The following is a 15,513-nucleotide window of genomic DNA, read 5'->3' as shown; positions in this document are numbered from 1 at the left end:
TAAAATATTGAGTAAGTAAAGTTTTTAGTGTATGATGTAAAAAAAGTTAGAGGGATTTCAAATGAAATATTCAGTTATCATTGTGGCTGCTGGAAGAGGGTCACGTATGAATTTAGGCTATAATAAGGTATATTATCCGTTAAATGGGATCACAATCCTTGAACAAACCATGAAAAAGTTTGAAAATGACCCATTATGTAATCAAATCATTGTGGTTACTGAAGGTGAAGATTATAAAACACATACAAACCGATATTCAGGGAAAATTGTGATTGTAAAAGGTGGAGAAACTCGTCAAGAAAGCGTATATAATGGCCTTTGTGCAGCAAAAGAGGAAGTTGTATTTGTTCATGACGGAGCTAGACCCTTTGTGACAATAGAATCTCTTAAAAAATTAACACAGGCTATGGAAAATAACGAGGCAGCACTACTTATGGTACCTTGTAAGGATACAATCAAAGTAGTAGAAAATGGCGTTATAGCGAAGACGCTTGACCGTGCCAAGCTAATGCATGCCCAAACACCACAAGCATTTAAAACAAAATTATTGATAGAATGTTACCAAAAAGCCTTTAAAGATAAGTTTTTGGGAACAGATGATGCATCCTTAGTAGAAAAATACAGTGATGTAAAGATAGCAGTAGTAGAGGGTGACTACAAAAACATCAAAATTACAACACCAGAAGATATTGAATAGGAGAAAAGATAACTCGTTCATATAAGAATATGAAGGAGTTTTTTTATGCAATGTCCAAGGTGTCGAAACAAAGATAAAAAGTATTTTTATAAATCAAGTCGGGGTTGGATTTGTAGACGCTGTATTCAATTTAAAAGGCAATTGATTGAGGAGGAAATACAAGAAAACGGGAAAGTGGAAATCAAAGAGAATGCAGATGAATATACACTAAAATACCCTTTAACGCCAAAGCAAAAAGAAGTATCACTCAAGTGTCTACAAAGTTTAATGAATGGAAAAGATGTGTTCATAGATGCATTGTGTGGAGGAGGTAAAACGGAACTGGTTTTACAGAGTATAAGTTATTATTTGAAAAATAAGAAAAGAGTTGTCTTTGCAGTGGCAAGAAGACAGGTTGTGTTGGATTTGTATGCACGACTAAAGGCGATTTTCAACCATGCTAAAGTGATTGCGGTATGCCAAGGATATACTCAGGATTTAGTTGGTGATTTAATTGTGTGTACAACGCATCAATTGTATCGCTATCCGAAGTCATTTGATCTGGTGATACTGGATGAACCTGATGCTTTTCCATACAAAGGGAATGTTGTATTGGAAGGCATTGTGAAAACAAGTTGTATAGGACAAATGGTTTACTTAACAGCAACACCAGACCAAACAATAAAAAGAAGAATTCAAAACGATGAATTAACGCATTTAAAACTTTATCGTAGACCTCATAATAAAGACTTACCTGTACCTAAATTAATTGTTGCACCAACAATGATTTTATTTTTATTGTTAGTACTTTGGATTAAGCAACATGCAACACACTCACTTCTTATTTTTGTACCTACAATACAATTGTCTAAAGTTATGCATCGCCTTTTATCATGCCTATTTGTAGTCGGTTCATGTACAAGTAAAACAGTAAATAAAGATGATATTATTGAAAGGTTCAAAGACAAGAAAATTCAATGTCTAATTGCCACTACAATTCTTGAGCGAGGTGTAACAATTGAAGGGGTTGATGTTTGTGTTTTTCATGCGGATAATTCTGTTTTTGATGAAGCGAGTTTGGTACAAATGAGTGGTCGAGTGGGAAGAAGTTTTAATTATCCAACAGGAGATTGTCTTTTCTTATCCAAGCAAAAATCAAAGTTAGTTGATGATTGCATCAAAACATGCATAAAAATAAATGATAATGGAAGAGTGTAAGTATTGCTTTAAGTCGATTGAGAATGGCTCGACAGTTCTAGATTTATTAGCGAATCATGATGTTATTTGTCCAGTGTGTAGAAGGTCACTAACTACAAGTAAAAAGAAGTTTTATATTCAAAAAATAAAAGTGAATTATGTCTATGTTTATGATGACTTTTTTAGTTCACTCTTAGTTCAATACAAGGAATGTATGGATGAGGCGTTGGCGGATGTTTTTCTCTATACCAAACGTTGGTGGTTTTCACTGAGATATCAAGGTTATACGCTTGTCCCTATGCCCAGTAGTAATGAGAAGGTAAAGGAAAGAGGATTTCATCATGTAGCGAGGATGTTTGAGAATACTGGGTTACAACAATGTGATTGCCTTGAAAAAATAAGTTCACAAAAACAAGCGTTCTTAAATAAAAAAGATCGAGAGAAAATGAAATTCAACATTAAATGTAAAGAGAATATGACAATACCAAAGAAAATCTTACTGGTTGATGATGTGTGTACAACAGGGAATACAATCAAAGGAGCACTCCATGCGCTTTCTGTCTATAATTGTAAGATTAAGATATTTGTAGTTGCTATTCACCCTTTAAACTTAAAATAGTGGAAATCCATGTCAGTTAGTTTGTTTTCAGTGGGTAAATAAGGTATAATATATCGTGCATAAAAATGTGAATTCGGAGGAATTATGGCAAATTTTATTGATAAGCTTTTCAATGTAGAAAAGAAACGTGTTAAAGAAATAGAAAATAAGGTTAGACCTGTAGAAGCTCTAGCAGATAAGTACACCGCAATGAGTGATGAGGAACTAAAAAACCAAACAAATATTTTAAAAGGAAAACTTGCAGAAGGTGCATCTTTGGATGATATTTTACCTGAAGCTTTTGCGACAGTTCGTGAAGCTGCAAAACGTGTAATTGGAGAATATCCATACTTTGTACAGTTAATGGGTGCTGCAGTTATGCAAGGTGGCGATATTGCGGAAATGAAGACTGGGGAAGGGAAAACACTGACTTCAGTTATGGCAGTATATTTAAATGCCCTTGAAGGAAAAGGTGTTCATGTTGTTACTGTCAATGAATATCTAGCTGAGCGTGATGCGAATTGGATGGGTCAAATTCATCGCTTTTTAGGATTAACAGTTGGATTGAATTTACGTCAACTTACACCAGCTCAAAAACGTGCTGCTTATCTGTGTGATATTACTTATACAACCAATGCAGAAGTAGGATTTGATTACTTAAGAGATAACATGGTAACTCGCGTAGAAGATCGCGTATTACGTCCATTGCACTTTGCACTGATTGATGAAGTCGATTCAATCTTAATTGATGAATCACGTACACCATTAATTATTTCAGGTGGTCAAAAACAAACCGCAAATCTATATATTCAAGCTGATCGTTTTGTTAAGGGATTAACTGAAGGTGAAGATTATGAAATAGACGTTAAGGCAAAAGCAATTACATTAACAGATGAGGGTGTAACTAAAGCTGAGAAAGCATTCAAAGTTAAAAACTTATATGAATTAGAACATACACAAACTGTTCATCACATATCACAAGCATTGCGTGCAAACTATATTATGCACAATGATGTTGAATATGTTGTACAAGAAGATGAAATCGTAATTGTTGACCAAAATACTGGACGTCTTATGAAAGGGCGTGCATATTCGGATGGATTACATCAAGCGATTGAAGCGAAAGAAGGAGTTTCAATTAAACAAGAAACAACAACGCTTGCAACAATTACTTACCAAAATTTCTTCCGTCTTTACAACAAACTATCAGGAATGACGGGTACTGCAAAAACAGAAGAAGAAGAATTCTTAAGTATTTATAATATGCGTGTTTATGAAATCCCTACAAATAGAGATGTTGCGCGTATTGACTATCCAGATGCAGTATTTGGATCACAAAAAGCGAAGTTTGAAGCACTTGTTGAAGAAGTAAAAGTATGTCATGAAAAAGGACAACCTGTTTTAGTTGGAACAATTGCTGTAGAAACATCAGAATTTATTTCTAAGATGTTGAAATCTCGTAAGATTCCACATGAAATTTTAAATGCTAAAAACCATGCGCGTGAAGCTGAAATCATTCAATTTGCAGGACGCAAAGGTGCAGTTACAATTGCAACAAACATGGCAGGACGTGGTACTGATATTAAACTTGGCGAAGGTGTTCGTGAAATAGGTGGTCTTGCGGTTATTGGTTCTGAAAGACATGAATCTCGCCGTATTGATAACCAATTACGTGGACGTTCTGGTCGTCAAGGTGATCCAGGATATTCTCGTTTCTATGTTTCAGTACAAGATGAGCTAATGGTTCGTTTTGGCAGTGAACGTATGGAGGGCTTGTTTGCACAATTAGGAGATGTACCGATTGAATCAAAAGTAATCACAAAATCAATTGGAAATGCACAAAAACGAGTAGAAGGTGTTAACTTTGATTCGCGTAAAGCATTATTGGAATATGATGATGTATTAAGACAACAACGTGAAATTATTTATGAACAAAGAAATTTCATTCTTGAAAATGAAGATGTACATACAATTGTAGAGGATATGTTTAAACGCGTTATCACTAATATCATTAGTTCTCATGTAGATCACACAGGGAAAGAAGATATAATCCATGTTGAAGAAATACTTGAAAATCTAGAAAAGATGGGATTCAAAGAAAAACTAAATGCTGGTGATTTAAAAGATAAGTCAGTAGAGGAATTGGTAGAAATTTGTAGCCAACAAGCTTGGAAAGAATATGAAGATAAGATTGCTCAAGTGAAGGAACAAATTTTACCAATAGAAAAAACAATGGTACTTAAAGTAATCGACCGTGCTTGGGTAAATCACATTGATATGATGTCGAAATTACGTGATGGTATTGGACTACGTTCTTATGCACAAGCAAATCCACTACAAGCTTATGTACAAGAAGGATATGAAATGTTTGAAGACATGATGGTTCGTATTTCCCAAGAAATAGTTGGATTCTGTCTTAACGTACGTATCGTAATTGAGGAGAAAAAGAAATAATGGAATTATATGAAATCAAACAAAGCCTAGAGACTTCTTCAACGAAGTTAATACAACTAGGCGATTCTCTTTGACTTAGCTAACAAAAAAGAAATTGTAGCGAAGAATGAAGAAAAAATGGCAGAAGAGGGATTTTGGAATGATCCTAAGGCTGCACAAGTCGTGATTCAAGAGACTAATGGGATTAAGGAATTAATATCGCTTTATTCTAGTTTGAAAGCACAATTATTAAGCATTGATGAGTCTGTTGAAGAAATGAAAAAAACTTATGACGAAGAATTAATGATGGTAATTGAAGAAGAATATGTTGATACAATGAAACAATTTGAAGACTTTGAAATTAAGGTGTTATTGAGTCATCCTTATGATAAGAACAATGCAATTCTTGAACTACACCCAGGAGCAGGAGGTACTGAGTCGCAAGACTGGGCACAAATGCTATTCCGTATGTATTCAAGATGGGCAGAGGATAAAGGATATAAAGTCACGGTTTTAGATTATCAAGATGGTGATGAAGCAGGGATGAAATCTTGCAGTATTCTTATTGAAGGTTATATGGTCTATGGTTACTTAAAGGCAGAAAAAGGTGTTCATCGTCTTGTTCGTATCTCTCCTTTTGATTCATCTGGACGTCGTCATACCTCGTTTGCTTCTGTTGATGTCATGCCACAATTCAATAATGAAATTGAAATTACAATTGATGAAAAGGATTTGGATATTACAACCATGAGAGCAAGTGGGGCTGGAGGACAACATGTTAATAAAACAGATTCAGCGGTCCGCATGGTTCATAAACCTACAGGGATTACGGTTACTTGTCAAACTGAAAGAAGCCAAATTCAAAACCGTGAACATTGTTTAAATATGTTGAAATCTAAACTATATCAACGCATGATTGAGGAGCAAGAAGCAAGAGTAAATGCCATGAAGGGTGATCATAAAGCAATTGAATGGGGATCACAAATACGCTCCTATGTATTTTGTCCTTATACCCTTGTTAAAGATCATCGTACAGGTGTGGAAATAGGGAATGTTTCAAGTGTTATGGATGGAAACATTGATGAATTCATCTTTGGCTACTTAAAGAGTCAGATATAAAATGGACCGAAGGGTTCATTTTTTCTTGGATTTCTAAAATTGTATAAAAAATGCTATTATATAGATAAATAAATGCAAAAGGAAAAAAGATAATGAAAAAGTATGAAATAATTGAAAAATATATTATTGATGAAATAGAGAGTGGAAGACTAAAAATTGGCGATCAAATCATGACTGAACTTCAACTAAGTAATAAATTTGATATTGGTCGACTTACAGTTAATAAAGCACTGGCTATGTTAAAACAAAAAGGTTATATTGATCGCGTAGCTGGAAGAGGTTCCTTTGTAGCACCAAGAACTGTTATTCGTTCAATTAGAACGAAGCGTAGTTTTAGTGATGATATGAAGGAAATGGGGATGAAAGCAGGATCTAAACTGATTGAATATCGAGTGATTTCAAGCAGAGATGTACCCATTATTGCTGAATACTTAAATTTAAATCAAGATGATGAACTTTACTATTTCACTCGCCTAAGAACAGGTGATGGAAAACCGATAGCACTAGCTCATACCTATTTGGTAGCAAAGATTGTAGGTGAGTTTGAGGTATCTGGATTAGATGGTTCTATGGACGAATATTTAGAGAAAAAAGGTACGTTTTGTTCAAACTATGAAACAAAAATGTCGGCAACAATGTCAAACGATTATCAGCAAAAACTATTACAAATTGGCAAAGATGCATTACTAAAGAGTGTATCCATTCGATACAATCAAAATCAAGAAGTATATGAATATACAGAGACATATTATATTTCTAATCGTTTTGAATATTCATTTAGTAGTGAAGTTGTAGGTGAATAAAAAGTAAACCTCTTTAAATATATATACATTTAATGTATTATATATATGAATGGAGGTTTTTTTATGTTGACAGTACTAAGATGTGACAAAATTTACACGGAAAGCGGAGTAATAGACGGATATATCATTTTAGAAAATAAAATGATTCAAGATATTTGTGAGCAATACGATGGTGAAATAGATGTAGATTTTAGAGGAAAGAAAATAATTCCGGGTTTAATTGATACGCACAATCATGGATTTTTGGGATACCCGATGAGAACATCTGAAAACTATACAATCGATCACGAAACAGCAATTCAAGGATATTTAAAGGGTTTAGTGGCTTATGGAGTAACTGGAGTTTTTCCAACATGTTCCATTGATAAGATTGCTTCAATTGCTACATTTGCAAAAGATAACAAAGAAAAGGGTGCAAAGATTTTGGGGATTCATAGTGAGGGACCATGGTTAAATCGGGTCGGGGAAAAGGGAATAAAAAAAGGTTTTATACACCCTTCGAAAGAAATAGCAGAAAAAATGGTTAATGATGGAAAAGGACAATTAAAATTAGTATCTTTATCACCTGAAATTGAAAGCATAGAATCTGTAACAAGAGTAATGAAGGATAAGGATGTTACCTTAGCTATCGCACATACAGATTATCTTTACGAAAATGTTAATAAGTGTATTGATCAAAAAGGATTTCGGGTCATGACTCACTTAGGGAATGCAATGACAGGGCTGCATCATCGTGATGTTGGTGCTATAGGCGCTGGGCTTTTAAACAACAATGTTTACTGTGAAGTCATTTGTGATTTTATTCATGTCTGTAAAGAGATGGTACAAATCATGTTGAGTGTGAAAGACTTAAATAAAATCATTATGATCTCAGATAACTCTGAATATACAGCGTTACCAGCGGGGGTATATCAGGGAACGGATGATAAAACAACAATCGAAGTTGGCAAAGATGGTTCAATTCATACAGAAACAGGAAAAATACAAGGAAGTAGTATACCGATGATTTATGGTTTGAAGAATCTTGTGCAAGAGTTAGATTATGATCTACAGGAAGTATTAAAGTTAAGTAGCAAAAATTGTTGTGACCTATATAAACTAGAAAATAGAGGAATATTAAAAATTGGAAATTATGCAGATATTGTAGTTATCGATGATGATTTCACAGTGGAATGTACTTATGTAGAAGGTAATTTAGTTTATGATAACTCAACAAAAATTGAAGATTTACAAAATAAAGACTTCATCTTAAAGCATAAAATAACTCAATGTATATATAAATAAAAACGAAGTTAAAACTAGTTCGAGGGAACTAGTTTTTTAATTTTTAACAACTGAAACGAAATTGAAAATTAGTTATAAAAATGAAAATAAACCTTTATATAAAGGGTTAAATAATGATTTTGTAGTAATTTAATTGTAAAATTGATGGACTCAGGTATGGAATTTAATAACTACAAAGAGAAAAAAAATTAAGCTTTTTATTCTCGATAAACTAATAAATAAAAAAATAATCATATATATTAATAGAAATGTATATACAAATAAAAAAGAATATGGTAATCTAAAACCAACAAAAGAGGAAAATTGAATATGAAAACATTTTTAGGGGACATGCATGACTACATTTATGAGTCTGAGAAGGTGGCACTAAAGGTATTCTCAAATCGAAAAGAGTTATCTTCTGACTTTATCAATGTATTCAAAACCAATGAAATTGAAACAATTGTATTAACAGGTGCAGGTACTTCGAATTATTCGGCACAAGGTGTAAGAACATTTTTTGAAAAGGTATTAAAAGTATCAGTATTAGTTCCCTTAACTAATCACTTTATCGATGGTGATTATATGGTAAAGGGAAAAGGGTTATTTATAGGTATTTCTGCAACAGGTAGTAGTGCATCAACAATTAATGCATTAGATAAAGCCAACTCGCTCGGTATGATTACCATGGCATTAACTAATGAACTAGAATCAGAGGTTGTTAAGCATTGTGATAAAACAATTTTCTTAGATCATGGGATTGAAGATGTATCACCAAAAAGTAAAAGTTTCATATGTGAGCTTGTAACATTACTATGTTGTGCATTAGAAACTGCAAGGGAGTTAAAGACAATAACGAATATTGAGTATGAAGAATATACTGCTGAATTAAATAAGACAATTCTAAATCTCACAACGATTGCAATCAAAAGCGATGAATGGTTTAAAAGAAATGAACTTGATTTGAAACAATGTGAACGGATGATTCTTGTTGGCTATGGTAAAAATTATGGAATTTTACAAGAGGGGGCATTGAAGATTCTTGAGTGTGGTAGATTTCAAACATGTTTTTATGAATTAGAGGAATTTATGCATGGAATTTATCATTCAATCGATGAGAACTGTTATCTTCTCTATCTTGGAGATAAGAGTAAATACTATCAACGCATGATTCAGTTAAAAAATTATTTAGGAGAATTCACTAGTCATCAGTATTTGATCACAAGTCAAATGGATGAAGAAACAGAAAAAAACTTGGTGATTGATTTTGTGGAAAGCGAAGAATTTTCGATGATTGAATACATTGTTCCTTGCCAAATTCTTGCTTATCGAATTGCAATTAGTAAGGGAATTAATCCAAACAAACCAAGTGATCCATATTTTCATAAGAAAATGAATAGTAAATTCATATAGGGAGGTAGAAATGAAAAAAATATTAGTCATAACGCATGGTACTTTCGCAGAAGGAATTAAAGAATCAGTTAACGTTATCATGGGTGACAATTCAATGATTGATACATTATGTGTTACGGTATCAAGTTCACCAGAAGAAGTGAAAGAAAGTATTGCGAATTATATGAATCAAGTAGATGCAAATATTCCAGTACTTGTACTTACAGATATTCCAGCAGGAAGTACAACAGCATGTGCTGCACCCATGTTGGCTGAATATCCAATGATGCATGTTATCTCTGGATTAAATTTAGGAATGATGTTGGCATTTGCAATGCAAGCAGTTGAAGATGGCGACATTCATGAAAATATTAGAAACATTTTAGAAGATGCTAAAAATACAATGTTGTATATCAATGATGTATTTAGTGAAAGCAACAATGCTTAAAAGGAAAGGAGGAAAAATATGATTAAGCAATTACGAATTGATGATCGATTGATTCATGGAGAAGTTGTTGTTCTTTGGTTATCTCATACAGGGGCTGATACAGTAATTGTTGCAGATGATCAACACGCAACAAATCCAATGCTTACGATGACATTGAACCTTGCAAAACCAAAGGGAGTAACAATGCATGTATTAACATTGGAAGATACGATTAAGTATGTGAATGATGGTTCACATGATGTAGAAAAAATATTTATTGTGTGTGCTAATGCACAAAACGCATTAAAACTTGTACAAGGATGTGAAGCAATTCATGAAGTAAATATTGGTGCAATGAGATCTTCAAATGGTAAGAAACAAGTTACATTAAAAGTATTTGTTGATCAAAAAGATGTTGAAGATTTAAAAGAAATTGAAAAACTAGACAGAACAATTTATCAACAAACAAAACCAGATCAAAAACGTGTTTCATTGAAAGAAATCGCATCTAAATTATAAATCGAAAGGGGAGAATAATTATGTTTTTAATTCAATGTATTCTAGTTTCAATTCTAGCAGGGTTATTACGTTGGGATGGACGTGTGTTTGGACAAACATTAGCTGAAGTTCCATTATGTGCAGGGGTATTAGTTGGTATTATCATGGGGGATCCTTATACTGGATTAATCATGGGGGCAAGCTTGCAATTAATTTTCTTAGGTATTGTTGGTATTGGTGGAGCAACTCCTCCGGATTCAACTATCGGTGCAGTTATGGGAACATTCTTTGCAATTACAGCAGGATTAGATGCTGAAACAGTAGTTGCATTAGCAATGCCTATGGCAATCCTTGGACAAGCATTAGGTATCTTATGTCGTATGATTAACGTTCGTTACAATATCGTAATCGACAAAGCTGCAGCAGAAGGCAATACTAAAAAAATTGATGGAGCATTATGGCAAGGTGCATGGATCTTCTTTGCTCTTACAGCATTACCAGTATTCTTGGGATGTTATTTTGGAGCAGATGTAGTTCAAACAATTGTTAACTATATTCCACAAGTTATTCTTAGTGGATTATCAAGATCAGCAAGCTTATTACCTGCTTTAGGTATGGCTCTATTAATGAACTTTATGTTTGATAAACAAACAGCAGTATATCTATTCTTAGGATTTGTACTCAACGCATTCTTAGGTATGAGTTTATTAGGAATTACATTTATTGGGGTTATTATTGCAGTAGCAATTTATCAAACTAGAAAGCATTCAGCATAGGGAGGATAAGAAAATGACATTAACATCAAAAACAATGCAACGTACATTTTGGCGCTCATTTCCTCTACAAGGATGTTTCAACTATGAACGTCAACAAACAGTAGGTTGGTTATATAGTTTAGTACCTGGCTTACAAGAAATTTATCATGATGATCCAGAAGGATTTAAAGAAGCATTAACTCGTCATACAGGGTTTTACAATACAAGTCCACAAATGACATGTTTCATTCAAGGTGTAGTTCTTGCGATGGAGGAAGAGAAACATAGAAATCCAGAAATGGATGGAGACTCAATTGCAGCGGTACGTACAGCACTAATTGGACCACTTGCTGGAATTGGAGATGGATTATTCTGGGGAACACTTAGAACAGTGGGATTAGGTATTGGTGTTGCTATGGCGCTTGAAGGAAATTATCTAGGACCAATTATTTTCTGGTTAATTCATAATATTCCTAACTTCTTAGTACGTAAATATGGACTAAAATTAGGTTATGAACAAGGAATGAATTTCTTAAGTGGAGCAATGGGAAGTGGAACAATTGAAGAAGTAACTGCCGGAGCTAAAATTGTTGGATCTGTAGTTGTAGGAGCAATGATTTCAAGCATGGTTAAAGTTACCACATCAGTTACATTCTCATTTGGTAATGTGTCTTATGCAATTCAATCATTATTTGATACATTAATGCCAAATATGCTTCCATTAGCATTAACATTTGGTTGCTACTATTTAATGAAAAAAGGAATGAGCACAACTAAAGTTATGTTCCTTCTTATTGGATTAGCAATTTTATTAGTATTATTAGAAAGTGTGCCTTTCTTGGCACCAGTTGTAGCTGGATAAGAGGTGTAAAATGGATAACTACGATACTATATCAGAAAATGCAATGTTAGAGTATATTCACGAAACTCCAACTGTATTAAAAAACATTCTAGATAATAGAAAAGAATATACAAAAGAATTTGTAGATGATTTTGTAGAGAATAAATATTCAAAAGTAATTATTATTGGATCAGGGACTTCATATCATGGTGGATTATCTTCTAGAGCTTTTATGGAAAGAACTTTAAAAGTAACAGTAGATGCAAACTATCCATTGTTGTATAAAAACTTTACATCTGTTTTTAATGAAAAAACAGTCGTTATTGGTATTTCACAAGGTGGTGAAAGCAAATCTACAATTCAAGGATTGGAATATTCAAAAGATCACGGATGTAAAACGGTTTCGTTAACAGAAGCTGGTAAAGATTCTAAGCTAGCTGCTTACTCAGATATTGCTTTATGTTTAGCTTGTGGAACTGAAGTGGCAGGACCAAAAACTAAAGGATATCAAGCAACAATGATGATGTTAGTAGTTATGGCATTAGAAACAGGATTAGCACTCAATACGATTACTTTGGATGAATATAACAAAGTATTAGCAAGATTATACAAGATTGTAGAGAATTTAGATCATGTAATCAATGAATCGATCAATTGGTATAATCGAAACCGTGAAGATTTCTTAACAGCCAAGAGAATTCTTCTAGTGGGTTATAAAAATAACTTTGGTAATATATTAGAAGGTCGTTTGAAAATTGAAGAAGCAGTTCGCTATGGTATTGAAGGATATGAATTAGAAGAATTTATGCATGGTATTTATCATTCGATTGATGAAGGAGTTCATTTGGTTTATCTAGCTCAAGATGATGAATTTAAAGAACGCTCCGTTAAACTGAAAAACTTTATGGGTGATTACTCTTCACATCAATTTATGATTGGTGATTTAGGGGTGAACAGTTCTAAAGATATGGATTTCAAATTTGTAAATGATAAAGAATTCTGTGCATTTGAATACATTATTCCTTTACAATGCTTAGCATTCTTCTTATCTAAAGATTTAGGTATTAATGCAAATATACCAAAGATCAGAAATTTCCACTATTTATTAGGAAGTAAATAAAGGTGATAGGGATGCGCTGCATCCCTTCCTTTTTAGGTGAAGGTATGAAAATATATATTGATTTGTTTGTTTCGTGGTTCAAAATGGGTTTATTCACATTTGGTGGTGGCTATGCAATGTTACCTATGATTCAAAAAGAGGTTATTGAGAAACACAAATGGGCAACAGAAGAAGAAGTTATGGATTACTATGCAATAGGTCAATGCACACCAGGTATTATTGCAGTAAACACAGCAACTTTTATTGGCTATTATCAAAAAGGGGTATTGGGTGGAATTGTTGCGACACTGGGTGTGATAACACCCAGTCTTATCATTATTAGCTTAATTGCAACAGCATTAAGTAATTTTGCACAAATCACAATAGTACAAAATGCTTTGGCAGGTATACGAGTAGCAGTATGTTATTTAATGATCACAAGTATTATTAAACTATGGAAATCAAGTATCAAAGATACTACGGGAATCATTATTTTTTGTGGTGCATTTATCCTATCATACTTCCTTGATTTCTCGGTAGTTATAACAATCTTACTTTCAGCATTTATTGGAGTTGTTATTCGTAATATAAGGAGAAGAAAAATATGAGTACTTTTTTGTTATTAATATTTGAATTCTTCAAAACAGGTTTATTTGCAATTGGTGGTGGATTAGCAACTATCCCCTTCCTACAAGATATGGCAGTTAAATATAATTGGTTTACAACTGAAATGCTAACCACCATGATTGCAATCTCTGAGAGTACACCAGGACCAATGGGTATTAATATGGCGACATATGTTGGTTATCATATGTTTGGATTACCAGGAGCTATCGCAACATCACTTGCTCTTGTTGCACCAAGTATCATTGTAATTTGCATTATTGCGAATATGTTAACAAAGTTCAAACAAAATCAAACAGTACAAGATGTATTCTATGGGTTAAGACCAGCTGTTGTTTCTTTGATTTTGGTTGCATGCATTGATATTTTTCTAATTACTTTATTCAATCAAAAATTTGATTCAATTTTCAATTTATTTAATATGAAATCAGTATTCCTATTAGGTGCACTCATTGTTGTTAATCAATTTAAAAAACTTCATCCAATTTTGATTATCGTTACCTGTGCACTTACAGGAATATTATTCGCATTTTAAAAATGAAAATATTAAATAGAAACATTAAAGGAATCATTTTTGATATGGATGGAGTAATAATAGATTCAGAACCAGTTTATATTCACAAACAAGAAATATTCATGGCGATTAAGAATTATGAATATGATAAATCATTATTAATAGAACTTGTCGGTAAGACTAGAAAAGATGCGTTTAAATTGTTGAGTAATCATATCGTAAATTTCTACACTGATGAAGAGACTTATTTAGAAGATTATAAAGAGTTTTGGATTGATTTCGATGTAAATTATAAACGAATAGAAAATGAGGGTATTCGTGCTTTAATTCAATATTTAAAAAGTAAGAACATGAAAATAGGATTAGCCTCATCAAGTACTAAAGAAACAATTTCAAAAGTACTAGATACTATAGAACTAAAATCATATTTTGATGTCATCGTTTCAGGAGAAGATTTTGTTGAAAGCAAACCGAATCCAGAAATTTATCAGGATACGCTTAAGAAATTGGGATTAAATCAAGGAAATTGTATCGTAATTGAAGATTCTACAGTAGGAATTCAAGCTGCAAAGAATGCGGGTTTATTTGTAATTGCAAAGGAAGATAAGCGATTTAATTTTGATCAAAGCAAAGCAGATTTTTCAATAATTGATTTTAAACAATTGAAAGACATGTTTTTAGAAGAATAAACAAACCAAAGTAAGGAATGCTTTGGTTTGTTTGTATTTTGAATAAAAAACTGTTAGTGTGATACAATTTGCTATAGATGAATTAGAAATTAAGGAGAAGATGATGAAAGAAATAAAGAATACCTTTGCAAAGAAAGTATGGGCTGATTCAGCATTTAATCTGTTTTTTGGTTTGCTTTTAGTCTTACTTTATTTTGGTAGAATAAATTCATGGATTCTACTTGTTGCGGTACTAGTCTATGAAGTATTTATTGTTAGCATGATTGAAATTAGACTAAATAAGTTAAATAAAATATTGATGCAATTGACAAATGAGGAAATTCAAAAATATCAAATTATTGACAATACCTTATTTTTTGAAGAGTTCATGATTTCTTATAGCTATAGAAAGTTTGTCTTCATGAAATATTTGGAGATAAAATCAATAAAAGGTAGCAAAGGATTTGGTGGAAGTAAAAAAATAGTTATAGAATCAAATATCGATATTATTGTAATTTCGACTAAGAATGAAAGTGCTATAGATAATGCATTAAACATCTTGGAAAAGAAGAACAAATCAGTAGCACTTAAAAGATAATGAAGAGG

The 15,513-nt window shown here is 32.7% G+C and carries 17 protein-coding genes; all 17 read left to right on the top strand.

All coding sequences use genetic code 11. The annotated features are described in order from the left end of the window. Window positions 1-61: 61 nt before the first annotated feature. The 17 genes from ispD to B5D14_RS01455 all read left to right on the top strand — a co-directional run bounded on the left by ispD (window position 62) and on the right by B5D14_RS01455 (window position 15,505). The gene (gene ispD / locus B5D14_RS01535; RefSeq protein ID WP_078710819.1) at window positions 62-697 is read left to right on the top strand and encodes a 2-C-methyl-D-erythritol 4-phosphate cytidylyltransferase; all 636 of its coding nucleotides are present in this window, start codon (window positions 62-64) and stop codon (window positions 695-697) included. A 45-nt stretch (window positions 698-742) separates the two neighbouring features. Next, complete coding sequence (locus B5D14_RS01530) at window positions 743-1,894, top strand: helicase-related protein (RefSeq protein ID WP_078710818.1); 1,152 nt, start codon at window positions 743-745, stop codon at window positions 1,892-1,894. Further along, entirely contained in the window at window positions 1,881-2,492 is a 612-nt protein-coding gene (locus B5D14_RS01525) for a ComF family protein (protein ID WP_159443684.1), read from the top strand. Before B5D14_RS01530 ends, B5D14_RS01525 begins: the two co-directional genes overlap by 14 nt. Window positions 2,493-2,576: 84 nt before the next feature. After that, window positions 2,577-4,925 carry a preprotein translocase subunit SecA gene (gene secA / locus B5D14_RS01520; RefSeq protein ID WP_078710816.1) on the top strand — a complete coding sequence of 783 codons (2,349 nt, stop codon included), beginning with the start codon at window positions 2,577-2,579 and terminating at the stop codon, window positions 4,923-4,925. Then, window positions 4,925-6,023 (top strand): peptide chain release factor 2 gene (gene prfB, locus B5D14_RS01515; protein ID WP_143254363.1). Its coding sequence is split into 2 segments (ribosomal slippage): window positions 4,925-4,996 and window positions 4,998-6,023, totalling 1,098 coding nucleotides; the frame shifts between segments, so codons are not numbered across the junction. Before secA ends, prfB begins: the two co-directional genes overlap by 1 nt. Window positions 6,024-6,115: 92 nt before the next feature. After that, a complete protein-coding gene (locus B5D14_RS01510) occupies window positions 6,116-6,826 on the top strand; it encodes a GntR family transcriptional regulator (protein ID WP_078710814.1) in 711 nt (236 codons plus the stop codon). A gap of 63 nt (window positions 6,827-6,889) precedes the next feature. Then, window positions 6,890-8,110 carry an N-acetylglucosamine-6-phosphate deacetylase gene (locus B5D14_RS01505; protein WP_159443683.1) on the top strand — a complete coding sequence of 407 codons (1,221 nt, stop codon included), beginning with the start codon at window positions 6,890-6,892 and terminating at the stop codon, window positions 8,108-8,110. A gap of 309 nt (window positions 8,111-8,419) precedes the next feature. Beyond that, window positions 8,420-9,502, top strand: a complete 1,083-nt coding sequence (locus B5D14_RS01500) for an SIS domain-containing protein (protein WP_078710812.1) — start codon at window positions 8,420-8,422, stop codon at window positions 9,500-9,502. 10 nt (window positions 9,503-9,512) lie between these two features. After that, window positions 9,513-9,929, top strand: a complete 417-nt coding sequence (locus B5D14_RS01495; protein WP_078710811.1) for a PTS sugar transporter subunit IIA — start codon at window positions 9,513-9,515, stop codon at window positions 9,927-9,929. 18 nt (window positions 9,930-9,947) lie between these two features. Continuing rightward, the gene (locus B5D14_RS01490; RefSeq protein WP_078710810.1) at window positions 9,948-10,427 is read left to right on the top strand and encodes a PTS sugar transporter subunit IIB; all 480 of its coding nucleotides are present in this window, start codon (window positions 9,948-9,950) and stop codon (window positions 10,425-10,427) included. 20 nt (window positions 10,428-10,447) lie between these two features. Beyond that, complete coding sequence (locus tag B5D14_RS01485) at window positions 10,448-11,182, top strand: PTS mannose/fructose/sorbose/N-acetylgalactosamine transporter subunit IIC (protein ID WP_078710809.1); 735 nt, start codon at window positions 10,448-10,450, stop codon at window positions 11,180-11,182. Between the two features lie 13 nt (window positions 11,183-11,195). After that, window positions 11,196-12,023 carry a PTS system mannose/fructose/sorbose family transporter subunit IID gene (locus tag B5D14_RS01480; protein ID WP_078710808.1) on the top strand — a complete coding sequence of 276 codons (828 nt, stop codon included), beginning with the start codon at window positions 11,196-11,198 and terminating at the stop codon, window positions 12,021-12,023. 10 nt (window positions 12,024-12,033) lie between these two features. Continuing rightward, a complete protein-coding gene (locus B5D14_RS01475; RefSeq protein WP_078710807.1) occupies window positions 12,034-13,122 on the top strand; it encodes an SIS domain-containing protein in 1,089 nt (362 codons plus the stop codon). A gap of 44 nt (window positions 13,123-13,166) precedes the next feature. Next, complete coding sequence (locus B5D14_RS01470; RefSeq protein WP_078711124.1) at window positions 13,167-13,709, top strand: chromate transporter; 543 nt, start codon at window positions 13,167-13,169, stop codon at window positions 13,707-13,709. Further along, entirely contained in the window at window positions 13,706-14,260 is a 555-nt protein-coding gene (locus B5D14_RS01465) for a chromate transporter (protein ID WP_078710806.1), read from the top strand. The genes B5D14_RS01470 and B5D14_RS01465 overlap by 4 nt, the downstream gene beginning before the upstream one ends. A gap of 2 nt (window positions 14,261-14,262) precedes the next feature. After that, window positions 14,263-14,928 (top strand): HAD family hydrolase, encoded by a 666-nt coding sequence (locus B5D14_RS01460; RefSeq protein WP_078710805.1) that lies wholly within the window; start codon window positions 14,263-14,265, stop codon window positions 14,926-14,928. 103 nt (window positions 14,929-15,031) lie between these two features. Continuing rightward, the gene (locus B5D14_RS01455; protein WP_078710804.1) at window positions 15,032-15,505 is read left to right on the top strand and encodes a hypothetical protein; all 474 of its coding nucleotides are present in this window, start codon (window positions 15,032-15,034) and stop codon (window positions 15,503-15,505) included. Window positions 15,506-15,513 lie beyond the last annotated feature (8 nt).

The sequence above is a fragment of the Anaerorhabdus furcosa genome, assembly GCF_900167375.1.
Lineage (GTDB): Bacteria > Bacillota_I > Bacilli_A > Erysipelotrichales > Erysipelotrichaceae > Anaerorhabdus > Anaerorhabdus furcosa.
Note: the sequence above shows the minus strand (reverse complement) of the source record. Positions and strands in the feature narration are given on the sequence as shown.

Coding starts and splice junctions, on each gene's coding strand:
- B5D14_RS01480 (WP_078710808.1), top strand. CDS start 11,196: ATGACATTAACATCAAAAACAATGCAACGTACATTTTGGCGCTCATTT.
- B5D14_RS01530 (WP_078710818.1), top strand. CDS start 743: ATGCAATGTCCAAGGTGTCGAAACAAAGATAAAAAGTATTTTTATAAA.
- B5D14_RS01460 (WP_078710805.1), top strand. CDS start 14,263: ATGAAAATATTAAATAGAAACATTAAAGGAATCATTTTTGATATGGAT.
- secA (WP_078710816.1), top strand. CDS start 2,577: ATGGCAAATTTTATTGATAAGCTTTTCAATGTAGAAAAGAAACGTGTT.
- B5D14_RS01475 (WP_078710807.1), top strand. CDS start 12,034: ATGGATAACTACGATACTATATCAGAAAATGCAATGTTAGAGTATATT.
- ispD (WP_078710819.1), top strand. CDS start 62: ATGAAATATTCAGTTATCATTGTGGCTGCTGGAAGAGGGTCACGTATG.
- B5D14_RS01510 (WP_078710814.1), top strand. CDS start 6,116: ATGAAAAAGTATGAAATAATTGAAAAATATATTATTGATGAAATAGAG.
- B5D14_RS01505 (WP_159443683.1), top strand. CDS start 6,890: ATGTTGACAGTACTAAGATGTGACAAAATTTACACGGAAAGCGGAGTA.
- B5D14_RS01455 (WP_078710804.1), top strand. CDS start 15,032: ATGAAAGAAATAAAGAATACCTTTGCAAAGAAAGTATGGGCTGATTCA.
- B5D14_RS01500 (WP_078710812.1), top strand. CDS start 8,420: ATGAAAACATTTTTAGGGGACATGCATGACTACATTTATGAGTCTGAG.
- B5D14_RS01495 (WP_078710811.1), top strand. CDS start 9,513: ATGAAAAAAATATTAGTCATAACGCATGGTACTTTCGCAGAAGGAATT.
- B5D14_RS01525 (WP_159443684.1), top strand. CDS start 1,881: ATGGAAGAGTGTAAGTATTGCTTTAAGTCGATTGAGAATGGCTCGACA.
- B5D14_RS01490 (WP_078710810.1), top strand. CDS start 9,948: ATGATTAAGCAATTACGAATTGATGATCGATTGATTCATGGAGAAGTT.
- B5D14_RS01485 (WP_078710809.1), top strand. CDS start 10,448: ATGTTTTTAATTCAATGTATTCTAGTTTCAATTCTAGCAGGGTTATTA.
- B5D14_RS01470 (WP_078711124.1), top strand. CDS start 13,167: ATGAAAATATATATTGATTTGTTTGTTTCGTGGTTCAAAATGGGTTTA.
- B5D14_RS01465 (WP_078710806.1), top strand. CDS start 13,706: ATGAGTACTTTTTTGTTATTAATATTTGAATTCTTCAAAACAGGTTTA.